This window comes from Archangium violaceum (genome assembly GCF_016859125.1).
Taxonomy (GTDB): Bacteria; Myxococcota; Myxococcia; order Myxococcales; family Myxococcaceae; genus Archangium; species Archangium violaceum_A.
Genome location: NZ_CP069338.1, coordinates 12,366,239 through 12,382,663, shown reverse-complemented (window position 1 = coordinate 12,382,663; position 16,425 = coordinate 12,366,239). Strand labels below are relative to the sequence as shown.

Below are 16,425 nucleotides of genomic sequence, written 5' to 3'. Positions count from 1 at the left end.
CCCGTCTCTAGATGACCCTTCCACACATGGCAACGCGCCGCGTCGATTCTGGGCGTGCTCCCTCTGGTCTTTCACGGCGTATCGACATATGTAGATTCGACGATATGGAGGAACTCTCCCAATCCTTCCGGGCCCTGGGTGACCCGACGCGGCTGCGCATCCTTCGCCTGGTGGCGCGGGCGCCGCTGAACGTGTCGGAGCTGGTGTCCCTGGTGGGGGTGGCGCAGTCCTCGGTGTCGCACCACCTGGGGAAGCTCAAGGGGCTGGGGCTCATCCGCGAGGAGCGGCAGGCGGGCTTCACCTACTACTCGTTGGCGCTGGAGCCGACGGACTCCCGGTGGCCCCTCATCCGTCTGGCACGCGAGGCCGCGGACGAGGAGGGAGACTCGGCGAGGCTCGAGGACCTGCTGCGGCAGCGCGAGGATCGGCAGGCCCTCAACGAGCGGTTGCTGGAGCCGGGGCAGTCCTGGTTCCTGTGGGCGGGAGCCCTGGCCTCGCTGCTGCCGGCGCTGGACGTGGCGGACTTCGGGTGTGGCACGGGCGTGCTGTCGGTGGCCATCGCGCGATGGGCGTCGCGGGTGTGGGCCATCGACCAGAGCGCCGCCGCGCTGGCGCAGGCCCGGGAGCGCGCCGCTCGCGAGGGCCGCTCGAACATCACCTTCCTTCGAGAGGATCTGCACCGGTTGTCGCTGCCCTCGGGCGAGCGCGACCTGGTGGTCATCTCCCAGAGCCTCCATCACGTGGAGTCCCCCCCGGCGGTGTTGGCCGAGGCCGCCCGCATCCTCAAGCCCGGGGGCAAGCTGGTGTTGTTGGAGTTGATGCCGCACGACGAGCGGTGGGTGCTGGAGCGGTTGGGCCACCGGCACCTCGGTTTCGCGCCGGAGACGCTCGAGACCTCCCTGCGCGAGGTGGGCTTTGGCGCCCTCACGCGCGAAACGCATGCACGCGAGGGGGCGAGTCCCTTCCGCGTCTTCCTCATCACTGGAGTCAAGAAATGAGCAGCCACCTTCCCACCCCTCTTCCTCTTCCTCCGGGTGAGCATGGCCGCCGCGTGGAGGCCCTGCGGGCCGCGATGCGCGAGCGCGTGCTGGTGCTGGACGGGGCCATGGGCACGCTGCTGCAGCAGAAGAACCTCAAGGCGGCGGACTTCGGCGGGGCCGAGTACGAGGGCTGCAACGAGCACCTCGTCCTCACGCGGCCGGACGTCATCAAGAGCATCCACGAGACGTACCTCGCCTCGGGCGCGGACGTGACGGAGACGGACAGCTTCGGCGGCACGCCGCTGGTGCTGGGCGAGTTCGGCCTGTCGCACAAGGCGGTGGAGATCAACGTCGCGGCGTCGAAGCTGGCGCTCGAGGCGGCGCTGGAGGCCGAGGCCCGGGATGGGCGGATGCGCTGGGTGGCGGGCTCCATCGGCCCCACCACGAAGGCCATCAGCGTGACGGGTGGCATCACCTTCGAGGAGCTGGTGCACAACTTCGCCGTGCAGGCGGAGGCGCTGGCGCTGGGCGGCTCGGACTACCTGTTGCTCGAGACGTGCCAGGACACGCGCAACGTGAAGGCGGCGCTGCTCGGGTGCGAGCGGGCCTTCGTCAAGCTGGGGTGGAAGCTGCCGGTGGCGGTATCCGGCACCATCGAGCCCATGGGCACCATGCTGGCGGGCCAGTCCGTGGAGGCGCTGGCGGTGTCGCTGGAGCACGTGGAGCTGCTGTACCTGGGCCTCAACTGCGCCACGGGCCCCGAGTTCATGACGGACCACATCCGCTCCCTGGCCTCCATGAGCCCCTTCGCGGTGTCGTGCGTGCCCAACGCGGGCCTGCCCGACGAGAACGGGCACTACCTGGAGACGCCCGAGATGCTGGCGCGCTCGCTGCGCCGCTTCTGTGAGCAGGGCTGGCTCAACGTGGTGGGGGGCTGTTGTGGCACGCACACGGGCCACGTGCGCGCCATCGCCGACGCGGTGAAGGGCCTCGAGCCCCGCCGCGACGTGCCGCCGCCGCGCTCCACGCTCTCCGGAGTGGACTTCCTGGAGGTGCGCGACGAGGAGCGCCCGGTCATCGTCGGCGAGCGCACCAACGTCATCGGCAGCAAGAAGTTCAAGGAGCTCATCGTCGCGGGCCAGCTCGAGGACGCGTCGGAGATCGCCCGGGCCCAGGTGAAGCGCGGGGCGCAGGTCATCGACGTCTGCCTGGCCAACCCGGACCGGGACGAGCTCGAGGACATGCGCAACTTCCTGGAGGTGGTCGTCAAGAAGGTGCGCGTGCCCTTGATGATCGACTCCACGGACGAGCGCGTCATCGCGATGGCGCTCACGTACTCGCAGGGCAAGGCCATCATCAACTCGGTGAACCTGGAGGATGGCGAGGAGCGCTTCGAGAAGGTGGTGCCGCTGGCGCGCCAGTACGGCGCGGCGCTGGTGGTGGGCTGCATCGACGAGAAGGGCATGGCCGTCACCCGTCAGCGCAAGCTGGAGGTGGCCGAGCGCTCCTTCGAGCTGCTCACCGGCAAGTACGGGATGAAGGCGGAGGACCTGTACTTCGATCCGCTCGTGTTCCCGTGCGCCTCGGGTGATGCGCAGTACACGGGCAGCGCGGTGGAGACCATCGAGGGCGTGCGCCTCATCAAGCAGCGCTTCCCCCAGTGCAGGACGGTGCTGGGCATCTCCAACGTGTCCTTCGGCCTGCCCACCGCGGGCCGCGAGGTGCTCAACTCGGTGTTCCTCTACCACTGCGTCCAGGCGGGCCTGGACATGGCGCTCGTCAACTCGGAGAAGCTCGAGCGCTACCCGTCGCTGCCGCAGGAGGAGCGCCAGCTGTCCGAGGACCTGCTCTACAACCGGGGTACGGATCCGGTGACGCCCTTCGCCGCGCACTTCCGAGAGCGCAAGCCGAAGAAGGCGGACGTGAGCACGCTGCCGCTCGAGGAGCGCCTGCAGCGCTACATCATCGAGGGCAGCCGCGACGGCCTGCACGCGGACCTGGAGCTGGCGATGGAGAAGTACGCGCCGTTGGAGATCATCAACGGCCCGCTGATGAAGGGCATGGACGAGGTGGGCCGGCTCTTCGGCGCCAACGAGCTCATCGTCGCGGAGGTGCTCCAGAGCGCCGAGGCGATGAAGGCCGCGGTGAGCTACCTGGAGCCGAGGATGAGCAAGGCCCAGGCGGCCTCGCGCGGGAAGATCGTGCTCGCCACGGTGAAGGGCGACGTGCACGACATCGGCAAGAACCTGGTGGAGATCATCCTCGCCAACAACGGCTTCCAGGTGGTGAACCTGGGCATCAAGGTGCCGCCCGAGCAGCTCGTGATGGCGGTGCGCGAGCACGGCCCGGACATCGTCGGACTGAGCGGCCTGCTGGTGAAGAGCGCGCACCAGATGGTGGCCACGGCGGAGGACCTGAAGCGCCAGGGCGTGGACGTGCCCATCCTGGTGGGTGGTGCCGCGCTGAGCCGCAACTTCGTGGACCGCAACATCGCTCCGGCCTACGGCGGCACGGTGGCGTACGCGCAGGACGCGATGAGCGGCCTGGAGCTGGCCAAGCAGCTCGTCGACCCGGCCGCGCACGAGAAGCTCAAGGGCGAGCTGGCCGAGCGCCGCACGAAGCTGGCGCAGCAGGACAAGGATCGGCCCAAGCCTGGTGCCCCGGTGGCGGCGGCGCGCAGCCCCGAGGTGTCCATCCTGGAGCAGGTGCCTCCGGCGCCGGACTACACGCGCCACGTGCTGGCGAACACGCCGCTGGACACCATCTGGCGCTTCGTGAACCCGGTGATGCTCTACGGGCGGCACCTGGGCCTGCGCACGGCGTCTCGCGCGCTGGGCACTCCCGCCGAGGCGGAGCTGGCGAAGACGGAGGAGGGCCGCAAGGCGCTCGCGCTCAAGGAGCAGGTGGAGTCCATCAAGGGCGAGCTGCGCGGCGGGCGCATGCAGGCCAGGGCCGTGTTCCAGTTCTTCAAGGTGGGCAGCGAGGGCAACCGCATCCACCTCTTCGACGGGGAGTCGGGCCGGCCCGTCGTGGTGTTCGATCTGCCGCGTCAGGAGAAGGCGGGCGGACTGTGCCTGGCCGACTTCGTGAAGCCGCTGGAGAACGGCGAGCCGCGCGACAACATGGCCATGTTCGTGGTGACGGCGGGGCAGGGCATCCGCGAGCTGAGCGAGGAGTTCAAGGCGAAGGGCGAGTTCCTGAAGATGCATGCGGTGCAGGCGCTCGCGCTCGAGACGGCCGAGGCCTACGCGGAGATGCTGCACACCCAGCTGCGCAGCATGTGGGGCTTCCCGGACAAGCCCGACATGACGATGCTCGAGCGCTTCCGCGCCGAGTACCAGGGCAAGCGCTACTCGTTCGGCTACCCGGCGTGCCCCCGGCTGGAGGATCAGACGCTGCTGTTCCAGGCCCTTCGCCCCGAGGACATCGGCGTGCAGCTCACCGACGGCTGCATGATGGAGCCGGAGGCCAGCGTGTCCGCGCTCGTCTTCCACCACCCGCAGGCGCACTACTTCGCGGTGACCTGAGCGGCTCCCGGGCCGGCTCCCTGAAGGTGGTCTCATGTGGGTGAGGTGCATGCGTGCGCCCGCCCGGTGAGTCACCTGCTACCCAGAGGTGGGTCAGGGAGATACAGAAAATTGCGGAATCATGGTAGAAGTCCAGGAACACTGGTTGCGCACGTTGCGCAGCCACGCTCCTGGAGACCGCCCCCATGAGTACGCAGAACTTGGAAGGCAAACATTTCGGAGTCGTTCGGGAGCTTCAGAACCAGTACGCGGAGGCCAAGACCCCGGGCATTCCGAAGGAGCTCCTCGAGCGCGTGCAGGCGCGGGTGAAGGAGCTCATGCCGGGGGTGATGGCGTGGCGGGAGCGCTTCCCGGCCATCGCGGCCTCGCGGCTCAAGGCGGCCACGATGGGGTGTGTCGCCTCGGAGCCCGGAGCGACGCTGGAGCAGCACCTGCTCATCTCCAAGGTGGGGCTGCTGGTGTTCGCCGTGGACGACATCGCGGACGGGGAGATCGGCGCGCTCTCGGACGATGACATCCACAAGGTGCTCGCGCGCTACGCGGAGACGGCGCGCGCGCCCGAGTCCCAGTCGTGGACGGGCGTTGGCGAGGCCGAGTCCGTGGGCGGTGCGGTGCAGGACGTGGCGCGCTCGCTCCACGCACTTCCCGGCGCGAAGCGCTTCCTGGCGCTCTGGCAGGAGCACTTCCGGCGGATGTGCGAGGCCCACTCGACGGAGTTGAAGGACAAGCGCCGCGCGCAGCAGGACGGCACGCTGCCCACGCTGGAGCACTACCTGGACGTGTCGCGGTGGACCTGCGGCGCGCCCATGTACCACGCCGCGGCGCTCGTGGTGCTCGGGCCGGACTTCGCGGGAGATGTCCTCCAGGAGCCGCTCGTCGAGCGCGCCCTCGTGGAGATGGCGCTGCTGGGCCGCTGGATGAATGACGTGCGCAGCCTCGAGCGCGAGCGCGCCGAGGGCAAGGCCAACGGGCTGAGTCTGCTGATCGCCGGAGGCATGTCCGAGGCGGAGGCCGAGAAGTCCGCGGTGGAGCGCGCCGGGCAGCACCTCGAGTCGCTCCAGAAGGTCGTCGGGCAGCTGCCCGAGCCCCTGCGGCCCTGGGGCAAGACGCTGGTCGCGACGGGCCACTTCAGCCGGATGTTCTACATGCAGCGCGAATTCCACCATGCCGAGTCCGGTGGGTAGGCGCGCCCCCGCTGAAGTCCTCCTGAAACCTCCCCCCTGAAGTCCCCCCCCCCGAAAAAGGTGTCTGCCTCACAATGAAACGAATCCAGGATGTCTTGGTGGCGGAGCTGCACTCGTTGATCTCCGTCTTGGGCTCGAAGGGTGGGCTGATGAGCCCGTCCGTCTACGACACGGCCCAGATGCTGCGGATCCTCCCTCCGGCGGAGGGGGTCTGGCCGGCGGTGGATTGGCTGTTGTCGAAGCAGCAGTCGGATGGGGGTTGGGGTGACCCCGCCATGCCGCTCCACCGGGACATCCCGACCCTGGCCGCGGTCCTCGCGCTGCGCGAGTACGGCCGCCGCAACGAGACCCGGGTCGCCATCCGGGAGGGCGTGGCCTTCGTCCGCAGGCAGGCGGCGATGTGGTCCACCTCGGCCAGGATGGCCAAGGACGATCTGCCCGTGGGCGGAGAGATCGTCCTCCCCGGCCTGTTGGATCAGCTCGACGCGGCGGGCGAGATGCACATCCCCCGCAAGCCCTACGGTCATCTGCTGGAGTTCGGTGAGCGCAAGCGCAAGTCGGTGGCGAAGCTGCCCGTCATCCCGGGCATGCCCTGGAACCACTGCTGGGAGATCACCGGCACGGAGCCCAACGCGGTGCTCGTCGATGGCTCGGGTGGCATCAGCCACAGCCCGGCGGGGACGGCGGCGTGGGTGAAGGCCGCCTCGAGCAAGCCGGAGCTGGAGGAGACGGTCGTCCGCGCGCGGAGGTACCTGGCCAATGCCGAGCGCGCGTGCGAGATGGGCATTCCGGGTGTCACGTCGACCATCTACCCGTTCGAGCGCTACGAGCAGCTCTTCTCGCTCTACGCCCTGCAGATCGCCGGTCTCCTCAAGGATCCGCGCATCGAGGGCGTGGTGGCCCCGGTGGTCAAGGAGATCGCCGGTGTCCTGGGGTCCAAGGGCATCGCCATGAGCGACTACTTCCTGCAGGACGGCGATGACACGGCGGCGGCCGTGATGCTGCTGCACGAGTTCGGCTACCCGGTGGACCTGTCCATCCTCTACCGCTTCCAGAACGACAACCACTTCGTCGCCTACGCGGGCGAACTGCACCCGTCACCGACGGTGACGGCCCGCTGCATCCACGCCTTGATGGTGATGGGCAAGGACGTGGCACCCTTCCAGAAGTTCCTGCTGGAGCGCCGCGAGCCGGACGGCCGGTGGACGGTGGACAAGTGGAACCGCTCGTGGCTGTACACGACGGGCCACGCCGTCATCGCGCTGATCGGCTCGCCGTACGAGCAGGAGATGCGCGAGGCGGTCGAGGCCGTGCTCGTGTCCCAGCACCGGGATGGGGGGTGGAGCACCCATGGCGCGCCGAACCTGACGGAGACGGCGTATGCCGTGTTGATGCTCGCCTACCTGGAGCGGCAGGGCTTCAACCACCCGGGCATCGGCGCGTCGCTCGACCGGGCCTCCTCGTGGATGCTGGACAACTACCGCCCCTTCGCCCGGCCCGACACCAAGGTGAAGTGCTGGATCGCCAAGGAGCTGTACCGGGTGGACCGCATCGACACCATCTTCGAACTGAGCGCCATGCTCATGCTCGACCAGCGCAAGACGAAGGAGCGCGGCGCCTGAGTCGCGGTTGAGCGGCCCGCTCCCGGTGGGGGACCGGGAGCGGGGGCCGCGGGCGTGGCCTCTACGCCACCTTCGTCTGGGGGGCGTCGCTGCCGCGGCGCTTCACCCGCATCTTGTACGCGGAGGGGCGCAGCGACACCGTGAGCACCTGGGGCTTGACCTGCTCACCCGCGGGCAGCTCGAGATCCAACTGCTGGAGCATCGTCGCCATGATGAGCTGCGTCTCCATCATCGCGAAGTGGCTGCCGATGCAGGTGTGGGGGCCGGAGCCGAAGGGCATGTAGCTCTGCTTGGGGCGGCTCTTCTCGCGCTCGGGCTCGAAGCGCTCGGGCTGGAAGCGCTCCGGGTCCGGGAAGTACTCCGGGTTGCGGTGGATGCAGTAGGGCGGAATCAGCACCATCTGCCCCTTGCGGATGGGGTAGCCCTCGATCTCCACGTCGCGCACGGCGGCGCGGGCGATCATGAAGATGGTGGGGTGCAGGCGCAGCGACTCCTTGATGACCTGCTGCAGGTAGCTCAGCCGGGGCAGATCCTCGAAGCCCGGGGTCTTTCCGCCGAGCGCGTCCACTTCCTGCCGGACCCTGGCGTACACCTCGGGGTGGCGGGCCAGCAGCTGCCAGGTCCAGCTCAGGGCAAGGGCGGTCGTCTCGTGCCCGGCGCTGAAGAAGGTCACGATGTGGGCGCGGATCTGCGACTCGTCGATGGGCTGGCCGGCGTCGTTACGCGCCTGCAGCAGCGAGCTCATCATGTCCTTGCGGTCCGTGGCGTCACGGCGCCGCTCGTCGATCATCGCCCGGATGCTGTTGTCGATGGTGGCGATCGCCGCACGGGCCCTCTTGTTGCGGGCGGTCGGCCAGGACAGGGGGATGGGCGCGCTGGAGCTCATGTGATCCAGGTGCTCCAGCGTCACCATCATCGCCTCGCGCAGATCGGACGCCTCGTTCTGGAAGTCCACGTCGAACATGGTCTTCCCGATGATGCGCATGGTCAGGATGGTCATCTCATGGACCATGTCGAGCATCTGCCCGTCCTGCCAACCCGAGGCGGCCTCCTGGGTGTAGCGCGTCATGGACTGGCAGAACTCGGCCAGCCGCTTCGGGTGGAAGCTGGGCGCCAGCAGCTTGCGCTGCTCCCGGTGGGGGGCTCCGTCCTGGAAGATGAGGCTCTTGTCTCCCACCAGCGGCATGAAGATGCGGCCAATGGGGCCTCCGTTGAAGTCCTCCGCATGGCCGACCAGCAGGGAGTTGGCGAGCGTGGCGGAGCTGATCACCACGACCTCGACGGGGCCGATACGGAAGGACCCGATGTCGCCGCACTCCCGGCTCACGCGCAGCAGCAGATCCAGCCGGCTGGCGCGGAACTCGGACAGGTTGCCAATGAGGGGAGCCCCCGAGACGCGGGGGATGGACTTGGAGGGCTGGGAAGCTTCCATAGAGATCGTGACTGCGCGGGGGGCGGGGGGAACCGGCGCCACACGTGTGGCGCCGGTGGTGCTACCTGGCCGAGCCGGGGGGGGCGGCTCCAGGCCGTGTGCTGCTCTAGGCCGTGGGCTCGGAACGGGAGACGGTGGCCTGCTTGGCCAGCTCCTCGCTCTCCCACTCGTACTCGCCCACGAAACCGGTGACGCGCTCGACCACGCCCTGGACGACGTTCATCGCCTCCTCCGAGGAGCGCAGCCGCGTCATGGTCTGATCCATCATCGTGGACAGCTCGTTGACGGCCTGGAAGATCTGGCTGATGCCCGCGTTCTGCTGGGCGACCGCGGCGGAGATCTGCCGGACCGAGGCGGCGTTCTCCCGGACGATGCCCGACAGCTGGCGGATGTTGTTTCCGAACTCGCGCACCTGACCGAGGCTGCTGTCGATCCTCGCCGAACCGCGCTCGGTGATCTCCACCGTGGTGCGGATGGCGGTGCTGATGTCCTGGAGCAGCTCGCGCACGTTGCGCGTGGCCTTGATGGACTGGTCGGCCAGCATGCGGATTTCACGGGCCACGACGGCGAAGCCCTTGCCGTGCTCGCCCGAGCGCACGGCCTCGATGGCGGCGTTGAGCGCGAGCATGTTGGACTGGTCGGCCAGGTCCTTCACCGTGGTGGTGATGTTGCCGATCTGCCGCGTTCTTCCGTCCAGCTCCTTGATGCGCCGGGCCATCTCCATCACCTGCTGGCGGATGCTCTCCAGGCCGCTGAGGCTCTGCTCGAGGACCTCCTCGCCGGAGCGGCTGATGGCGTCGGCGCGCTCGGTCTCCTTGAGGACGTTCTCGGCCTTCTGGAAGGCCAGGGTGGAGGTCTCCTTGATCTCCTGGGCGGTGACCTGGGTCTCCTGGAGCGCGGCGGCCTGACGGGAGAGCACCTCGGTCTGCTTCGTGGTGGACATGCCCAGCTCCTGGGCCGAGCTGCCCAGGCTCTGCGCGGACTCCTTCAGGGCGAGCGAGAGCGCGCGGAGCTTCGCGAAGGCCTTGCTCGTCGCCTGCGCCAGATCGCCGATCTCATCCGTGCTCACCCACGCCGGCAGCCTGGGCGTACCGGACACCAGGGCCTCGATGGACTCCTGGACGGCCCGGGCGCCCTCCACCTGGTGGCGCGCCACGCGCCACGCGGAGCTGGCGGCGTTGAGCAGGATGTACACGCCGACGACCACCAGCGGCACCATCAGCTGCCTGGCCAGCATGCCCAGGCTCTGCTTCAGGTAGCCCTCGAGCTGCTCGGACGACATGCCGCTCATGTTGGCGGCCATCTCCGGCATCATGCCTTCGGCGCTCTTGAAGATGATGGTGAGCATCGTCGCCACGGTGCAGGCAATGAAGATGCCGAACGCGTAGGGGAGGAACCACTCCTGGCGCGGCCAGAGGTAGCCCCTGTCCTTGATGTTCGGCGACGGGATGCGATGGAACTCCTTCATCGCGTACGGACGCAGATAGCTCTCGATGGAGAGCCGCACCTGGATCCACATGAGCGAGTTGATGAGGTACATCAACGTGAGGCCCCAGGGGATCGACAGGACGCTCTTGTCGAACATGATGACGAGCGTCGAGATGTAGGCGGCCGCGAAGGCCAGGAGCGCGCCCAGGATCTTCCACTCGAGGATGCGGGGGACCTTGAGGAGCAGCCGCAGCCGGGTCTCGGGATCGGTCGGTTCGAAAGCCTTCTTGAGCTCGGAGCTCGTGACCAGGTTGGGAACGACGCCGAACACCGCGGAGATGATGCCCGCCAGGATGATGGCGGTCGTCGTCTCCTTCCCCGACTTGATTCCGAGGAGGATGGCGAACGTGAGGACCAACGGAGCCGCCCCCAGCATGTTGTTCACCTGGTAGGCGTTGTAGATCTTCTTGGTGAGGCTTTTGATTTCGTCCGATTGCATGGTGGCGTCTACCGACGTGTCTCTGGGAGCGAGCGGTTCCAGCCTAGCTGGATGAAGGGGGGAGATTGAAGACGTTCGGGAACCAGCCCGGGCTGGCCGCTATCCGCCTACGTGAGCATCCGTTCGTCGGAGTCAGGAGCAGTTGATTCGATGGCCATCAAGGATTCTCCCTCGACTGCACTGATGGAGAGCCTACACCGCATGTGCACGGTGGGCCAAATACCCGGGCCCGCTCGTGGAGCGGGCAGGCGCACGTAGGGTTCTGGGCTCCTACCCGCCTGGGAACCTACCCGCACTGAAGGCCCAGCCAGGCCCGGTCGAACCGGCGGGCACGCAGGTCCGCGTCCCGGATGAGGAGGTACAGGTTGCCCATATCTCCCCACATGAAGCCGGACGCGTCGTCGGAGCCGATCTGCCACAGCAGGCTCCAGTCGTTGGCGCCGGGCTCCAGCCGCCGGGCCTGGGGCGAGTCGTAGCCGCGTGAGTCGCCGCAGTACAGGCCATGGGTGACGAGCTGGGCCTCCAGGCGCGCGTCGCTCTGGATCCACCAGGGGTGGCCTCCGACCTGGTGGGCGTGCTCGCCGCCCGTGAGGCGCTCGCGCAGCACGGTGTAGTCATCCGCCGGGTCCTGACCCCACTCGTCCACGGGGAGGGTCGCGCGGCGATCCCAGGGGTCCGGCAGGGACAGGCCGAGCCGGGGCGTGAGCTTCAGGGGAAGGTCGAAGGCCAGGCCCGCCTCCTCCAACTCACGAGGCGGGGCGAGCGCCACCGCGTCCGCGCTTCGTGGCGTCCAGAGGAGCTTCGAGGAGGCGGCGTCCTTCGGATCGAACCCCCAGGGCTGCTCCTGGACGTCATAGAAGAGGGCGAGGACACCGTCGCGGGGCAGGTCTGGCAGGGCCTCGCCCCGGCACGAGGCCAGCTCGGCGAAATCGAGCTGACCCACGAAGGAGAGCGGGCCGCGGGGAGAGTGGGGCCACTGCGTCCCCGGCGGGACGAGCGGGTGTCCTCCGTAGCGGCACCCGGGCATGTCCGGATCCTCCTCGTCCCGGGTGGTGAAGAGGACGCAGGGCGCGAGGGCGGTCTCGATGCGCTCGCGCCAGGCATCCAGCGAGGGGGGCAGGGGGGGCAGCTCGGGCATGTGTACGGCAGGCTACCCGACTCGCCGACAGCGTCCAGCACCGGCCACCGGGCGGCCCATTCCCTCCTGGGACGTGGTAGGGAGGAGGTGATGATCACGCGCACACTCGATCTTGGCGGACCCGTTCACTACATGGACTTCGGTGGCTCCGGGCCGACGATGGTGCTGGTGCACGGGCTGGGTGGCTCGCACCACAACTGGATGATGGTGGGGGAGAAGCTGGCCCGGCGCGCGCGGGTGCTGGCGTTGGATTTGACGGGCTTCGGCCTGACGCCGCTCGCGGGACGCTCGGCGAGTGTCCACGCCAACCAGGCGCTGCTGGACGCCTTCATCCAGGCCGTGTCCCCCTCCGAGCCGGTCCTGCTGATGGGCAACTCGATGGGCGGGGCTCTCTCGGTGATGGAGGCGGCCCGCCAGCCCCAGCGGGTATCCGGGCTGGTGCTGGTGAACCCCGCGCAGCCGAGCGCCGAGAACACCCGGATGGAGCGGGCCGTGTTCATGATGTTCGCCCTCTACGCGATCCCGGGGGTGGGCGAGTTCTTCGTGAAGCGGCGCTCGGCCCGGTATGGGCCCGAGAAGCTGGCGCGGGGCATGCTCCAGCTGTGCTGCCGGGACCTGAGCCGCTTCCCGGAGGAGGTGGTACGGGCGCATGTGGAGTTCGCCCGCGAGCGGTACGAGCGGATGCCCTGGTCCGACGAGGCCTTCGTCGAGGCGGCGCGCTCGCTGGTGATGATGCTGCTGCGCAAGAAGAAGTTCCGCGAGATGGAGACGGCGATTCGCGTCCCCACGTTGCTCATCCAGGGCACCGAGGATCGGCTGGTGCCGGTGGCCAACTCGCGCGAGCTGGCCCGGGTGCGGCCGGATTGGACGTACGTGGAATACCAGGGGGTCGGCCACACGCCGATGCTGGAGATTCCGGAGGAGTTCCTCTCCACGGTGGAACGGTGGCTCGACAGCCAGGGCCTGGCGACGGTGGGGGATGGGGTGAAGGTGGCTTAGATTGGGGGAACCATGAGCGCGCCGAACATCCGCCGTGCCGTTCAGCTGCTACCCACCTGTGCCACCACCGGCATCGGGAGTCTTCCACACACCCAGCTCGAGATGGGCCTGCAGGCCGCGCTCGCGCTGGACATTCCCTTCCTGCCCCAGTTGCCCATCGGGCGGCCCTCGGAGTTCATGATTCCGCAGGCGCTCGAGGGGCTGCCAGGTCTGCGGTGGGACGACGAGGGCCTGTGCACGGTGGACCTGGAGGCGTGGGCCAGCGCGCGCGGGGACTTCGAGGAGCGGCTGGAGGCGGCGCTGTCCTCGGGCGCGGTGGAGGCCTTCGAGCCCTCGCTGGAGGGGTGCCGGGCGTGGCGGCCGTTCCTCTGGGAGGTGGAGAACCGGAAGCTGGCCTTCGCGAAGGCGCAGCTGGCGGGGCCCTTCACGGTGCGCTCGGTGGCTCGCACGAGCGAGGGGCGGGCGGCCCTGGACGAGCCGGGGTTGGACGAGGCCATGTTCCGGCTGATGCTGGCGCGCTCGCTGGCGATGGTGAAGGCGCTGCGCCGGGCGGGGACGACGCCCCTCTTCTTCCTGGACGAGCCAGGGTTGTACGCCTTCGAGCGCTCCAACCCGAGGCACCTGCTGGCCATGCAGGAGCTGCGGCTGCTGGTGGTGGCGCTGCAGCGCGAGGGCGCGCTGGTGGGCGTGCATTGCTGCGGCAACACGCACTGGGCGAGCCTGCTGGAGGCGGGGCTGGACGTGCTGTCGCTGGATGTGCGGCTGTCGCTGGACGCGGTGCTGGAGGAGTCGAGTGCGTTCGCGCGCTTCCTGGACTCGGGGGCCACGTTGAGTCTGGGCATCATCCCCACGGATCTGACCTCCACGTACGAGGTGGGGGAGCTGGTGGACGCGGTGGAGGTGTCGCTCGAGGCGGCCCTGCCACCGGGTTACGACTTCACGCGGGTGGGCGCGCAGGTGCTGCTGACGCCGGCGTGCGGCCTGGCGATGCGCACGGTGGTGGATGCCGAGCATGTCCTCGAGCAGCTCAAGCAGGCTCAGCGGCGGCTCCGGGAGGCGCTGGTGGCGGAGCCCGCCTCGGAGCGGCCACCGTACGCCAGCTGAGCTTCACCGTCGCCATCGCCGGGCACTTCGAGGAGGCACGGCTCGCGAGGGAGAAGGACCTCGAGCGCACGACCATCGCCGACCTGGTGCGGGAGGTGGGGACGCTCGCGCGCTGGGGCGTTCAGCGTCCGAGCCTCAGCTCGCGCTCGGCCTGGAGCCAGTCGTCCTCATGACGGCCGTGGCTACCGCCGCGCGCGAGGTAGAGCTCATAGGCACGCCGGGCGATCTGCTCCTGGGTAGGCCCGGGGCGGCTGGTGTTGGTATTGGCGGCGCCGCGCGGGGTCTCCGTCACCTGCTTCTGGGGAGACGTGTTCTGGGTCTGGGTCGCCTTGGCTTGTGCACGTGCCATGTGTGAGGGCTCCTTCGGGGGCAAAAGGAAAGACTGCTCCCTGCAACATCAGCACCCTCATCGGACCAGGGAAATTGGACCCGAGGCCCTGCGTTCTCGGAGCAACATGCCAGAGCGGAAGCTGTCCGTTGCCGGACAGTTTCAGGCGCGGAGTGCTCCGGCGGCGATAGCGGCCTCGAGGGCCTTGTGCATCGCGGTGCTCATGCCGAGCGAGGAGGCCTCGTCCGGGGTGCACCAGCGCAGCTCGCGGAAGGAGGGCGCGTGGGTGGGGTGCGTGGGTCCCGTCACGCGCAGGAGCCGGAGCGAGAGGGCGCGGTGGGTGAGCTGCCGGCGCACGGTGCCGAGGTGTCCCCGTACGGTGATGTCCGCGCCGAGTGCCTTGGCCAGGCGGGAGGCGGACTCCGTGTCGGGCGTGTCGTCGTCCACCTCCGCGGCGGGCAGCTCCCACAGTCCACCGAAGAGGCCCTTCTCCGCGCGGCGCGCGAGCAGCAGCCGGCCCTCATGGGCCCAGACGGCCACGGCGAGTGTCATCCGCTTGGGCGCGGCGCGAACCCTGGCCGGGGGCAGCTCGTCCACGCGGCCGTGGCGGTAGGCGAGACACTCCTCGCGCACGGGACACAGGAGGCACAGGGGGCTCTCCGGACGGCACACGGTGGCGCCGTGTTCCATGAGGGCCTGGTTGAAGTCGCCGGGCCGCTCGCCGTGGACGAGCTCCGTGGCGAGCGCCCACAGCCGGGCCTCGCGGGCGCGGTCTCCCGGGGCTCCCTCCACCTCGAAGACGCGGGAGAGGACGCGGGCCACGTTGCCATCCACCAGCGGGGCGGGCTCGCCGAAGGCGATGGAGGCCACGGCCCCCGCGGTGTAGCGGCCGAAGCCGGGGAGGGTGAGCAGCTCGGCGGCGGTGGGGGGCAGCCTGCCGCCGAAGCGGGCCACCACCTCCTGGGCGGCGCCGTGCAGGTTGCGCGCGCGCGAGTAGTAGCCGAGCCCCCGCCACAGGGCGAGCACGTCCGGCAGCGGCGCGGCGGCCAGGGACTCCACCGTGGGGAAGCGCTGGAGGAATCGCTCCCAGTAGGGGATGACGGTGGCCACCTGGGTCTGCTGGAGCATCACCTCGCTGAGCCAGATGGCGTAGGGGTCGCGCGTGCGGCGCCAGGGCAGGTCGCGCTTCTGCCGGTCGTACCACTCGAGCAGCCGCGTGCGCAGCGACTCGCGGCGTCCGGGCTCGACGAGTCGCTCGGCGGAGGACTCCTTGCGCTTGCGCGGAGGGCTCATGGCTTCCTGGCGGGATTCACGACGCGGCGGGCGACACGGTCGAAGAGCCCCGGCATCCACCGGTTGGCGAGCACCATGACGCGACCGGGCAGGGTGAGCACTGTCTCCCGGCGCTTGCGGCGGCTGGCGCGCACCATGGCGGTGGCCACGGCCTCGGAGCTCATCGCGTTCAGGGGGATGGCGTCCTGCTTCCAGCCCTCGGCGTTGAGGCGGGAGTCGCGGAACTCCGTCTCGGTGAGGCCCGGGGAGACGAGCAGCACGGAGATGCCCTCGGCGGCGAGCTCGGCGCGCAGGGACTCGGTGAGGAGGTTCACCGCGGCCTTGGAGGAGCCATAGCCACCGAGCAGGGGCAGGCCCCGGTGTCCGAGCACGGAGCTGACGTTGACCACCTGCGAGCCGGGAGCGCGCTTGCGCAGCAGGGGCAGGGCGGCGCGGGTGACGCGCACGAGGCCGAAGAAGTTGATCTCGAAGACCTGGCGCAGCTGCGCCTCGCTGAAGCCCTCGACGGGCCCATAGAGCCCGAGCCCCGCGTTGTTGACGAGGATGTCCAACCCGCCGAACGCGCTCTCCGTCTCGAGCACCAGCCGCGTCACGTCCTCCTCGCTCGTGACGTCGCAGCGCACGGGGAGTGCCCGCACGCCGAGTGCCTCCACTTCACGCGCGGTGTCCCGCAGGTGGGATTCACGACGCGCGGCGAGCACGAGGTGGGCCCCCTGCGCGGCGTAGGCCCTGGCGGCTGCCCGTCCGATGCCGCTGGAGGCACCGGTGATGAGCACCACCTTCTCCTGGAAAGCTTTGGTTGCCATGGCGGCGCGCACCTTAGCCGCTCGCCCGTGTCGGAAAAGGACCTGCCGGGGTGTGCCTGCTCGCCTGTACCTCTTTCAAGTTGGG

The 16,425-nt window shown here is 69.2% G+C and carries 12 protein-coding genes; 6 read left to right on the top strand and 6 right to left on the bottom strand.

Going from position 1 to position 16,425, the window contains the following annotated elements:
• Positions 1–104 precede the first annotated feature (104 nt).
• The 4 genes from JQX13_RS52255 to JQX13_RS52240 all read left to right on the top strand — a co-directional run bounded on the left by JQX13_RS52255 (position 105) and on the right by JQX13_RS52240 (position 7,313).
• Positions 105–998 (top strand): ArsR/SmtB family transcription factor, encoded by an 894-nt coding sequence (locus JQX13_RS52255; RefSeq protein WP_203406816.1) that lies wholly within the window; start codon positions 105–107, stop codon positions 996–998.
• On the top strand, positions 995–4,507 hold the full coding sequence (metH, locus tag JQX13_RS52250; RefSeq protein ID WP_203406815.1) for a methionine synthase: 3,513 nt from the start codon (positions 995–997) through the stop codon (positions 4,505–4,507). Before JQX13_RS52255 ends, metH begins: the two co-directional genes overlap by 4 nt.
• A gap of 185 nt (positions 4,508–4,692) precedes the next feature.
• Complete coding sequence (locus JQX13_RS52245; protein ID WP_203406814.1) at positions 4,693–5,691, top strand: terpene synthase family protein; 999 nt, start codon at positions 4,693–4,695, stop codon at positions 5,689–5,691.
• A gap of 74 nt (positions 5,692–5,765) precedes the next feature.
• Positions 5,766–7,313 carry a prenyltransferase/squalene oxidase repeat-containing protein gene (locus tag JQX13_RS52240; RefSeq protein ID WP_203406813.1) on the top strand — a complete coding sequence of 516 codons (1,548 nt, stop codon included), beginning with the start codon at positions 5,766–5,768 and terminating at the stop codon, positions 7,311–7,313.
• 61 nt (positions 7,314–7,374) lie between these two features.
• On the opposite strand, the gene JQX13_RS52235 is transcribed toward JQX13_RS52240, so the two are convergent.
• The 3 genes from JQX13_RS52235 to JQX13_RS52225 all read right to left on the bottom strand — a co-directional run bounded on the left by JQX13_RS52235 (position 7,375) and on the right by JQX13_RS52225 (position 11,810).
• Complete coding sequence (locus JQX13_RS52235) at positions 7,375–8,745, bottom strand: cytochrome P450 (RefSeq protein ID WP_203406812.1); 1,371 nt, start codon at positions 8,743–8,745, stop codon at positions 7,375–7,377.
• 106 nt (positions 8,746–8,851) lie between these two features.
• On the bottom strand, positions 8,852–10,672 hold the full coding sequence (locus JQX13_RS52230) for a methyl-accepting chemotaxis protein (protein WP_239014396.1): 1,821 nt from the start codon (positions 10,670–10,672) through the stop codon (positions 8,852–8,854).
• Between the two features lie 286 nt (positions 10,673–10,958).
• Positions 10,959–11,810, bottom strand: coding sequence for a YwqG family protein (locus JQX13_RS52225; protein ID WP_203406811.1), 852 nt, complete (start codon positions 11,808–11,810; stop codon positions 10,959–10,961).
• A 90-nt stretch (positions 11,811–11,900) separates the two neighbouring features.
• On the opposite strand from JQX13_RS52225, the gene JQX13_RS52220 reads away from it, so the two are divergent.
• On the top strand, positions 11,901–12,809 hold the full coding sequence (locus JQX13_RS52220; protein ID WP_203406810.1) for an alpha/beta fold hydrolase: 909 nt from the start codon (positions 11,901–11,903) through the stop codon (positions 12,807–12,809).
• 12 nt (positions 12,810–12,821) lie between these two features.
• Positions 12,822–13,913 carry a hypothetical protein gene (locus JQX13_RS52215; protein ID WP_203406809.1) on the top strand — a complete coding sequence of 364 codons (1,092 nt, stop codon included), beginning with the start codon at positions 12,822–12,824 and terminating at the stop codon, positions 13,911–13,913.
• A 121-nt stretch (positions 13,914–14,034) separates the two neighbouring features.
• On the opposite strand, the gene JQX13_RS52210 is transcribed toward JQX13_RS52215, so the two are convergent.
• From JQX13_RS52210 to JQX13_RS52200, 3 genes are all read right to left on the bottom strand, one after another.
• Positions 14,035–14,262: a DUF2934 domain-containing protein gene (locus JQX13_RS52210; protein ID WP_203406808.1), complete on the bottom strand. Its 228-nt coding sequence runs from the start codon at positions 14,260–14,262 to the stop codon at positions 14,035–14,037.
• 141 nt (positions 14,263–14,403) lie between these two features.
• Positions 14,404–15,534, bottom strand: a complete 1,131-nt coding sequence (gene mutY / locus JQX13_RS52205) for an A/G-specific adenine glycosylase (protein ID WP_203406807.1) — start codon at positions 15,532–15,534, stop codon at positions 14,404–14,406.
• On the bottom strand, positions 15,531–16,340 hold the full coding sequence (locus tag JQX13_RS52200) for an SDR family oxidoreductase (protein WP_203406806.1): 810 nt from the start codon (positions 16,338–16,340) through the stop codon (positions 15,531–15,533). Before JQX13_RS52200 ends, mutY begins: the two co-directional genes overlap by 4 nt.
• Between the last annotated feature and the right edge of the window lie 85 nt (positions 16,341–16,425).

Bases quoted from the DNA above. Each gene is read 5' to 3' on its own strand.
- JQX13_RS52255 (WP_203406816.1), top strand. From the start codon at position 105: ATGGAGGAACTCTCCCAATCCTTCCGGGCCCTGGGTGACCCGACGCGG.
- metH (WP_203406815.1), top strand. From the start codon at position 995: ATGAGCAGCCACCTTCCCACCCCTCTTCCTCTTCCTCCGGGTGAGCAT.
- JQX13_RS52245 (WP_203406814.1), top strand. From the start codon at position 4,693: ATGAGTACGCAGAACTTGGAAGGCAAACATTTCGGAGTCGTTCGGGAG.
- JQX13_RS52240 (WP_203406813.1), top strand. From the start codon at position 5,766: ATGAAACGAATCCAGGATGTCTTGGTGGCGGAGCTGCACTCGTTGATC.
- JQX13_RS52235 (WP_203406812.1), bottom strand. From the start codon at position 8,745: ATGGAAGCTTCCCAGCCCTCCAAGTCCATCCCCCGCGTCTCGGGGGCT.
- JQX13_RS52230 (WP_239014396.1), bottom strand. From the start codon at position 10,672: ATGCAATCGGACGAAATCAAAAGCCTCACCAAGAAGATCTACAACGCC.
- JQX13_RS52225 (WP_203406811.1), bottom strand. From the start codon at position 11,810: ATGCCCGAGCTGCCCCCCCTGCCCCCCTCGCTGGATGCCTGGCGCGAG.
- JQX13_RS52220 (WP_203406810.1), top strand. From the start codon at position 11,901: ATGATCACGCGCACACTCGATCTTGGCGGACCCGTTCACTACATGGAC.
- JQX13_RS52215 (WP_203406809.1), top strand. From the start codon at position 12,822: ATGAGCGCGCCGAACATCCGCCGTGCCGTTCAGCTGCTACCCACCTGT.
- JQX13_RS52210 (WP_203406808.1), bottom strand. From the start codon at position 14,262: ATGGCACGTGCACAAGCCAAGGCGACCCAGACCCAGAACACGTCTCCC.
- mutY (WP_203406807.1), bottom strand. From the start codon at position 15,534: ATGAGCCCTCCGCGCAAGCGCAAGGAGTCCTCCGCCGAGCGACTCGTC.
- JQX13_RS52200 (WP_203406806.1), bottom strand. From the start codon at position 16,340: ATGGCAACCAAAGCTTTCCAGGAGAAGGTGGTGCTCATCACCGGTGCC.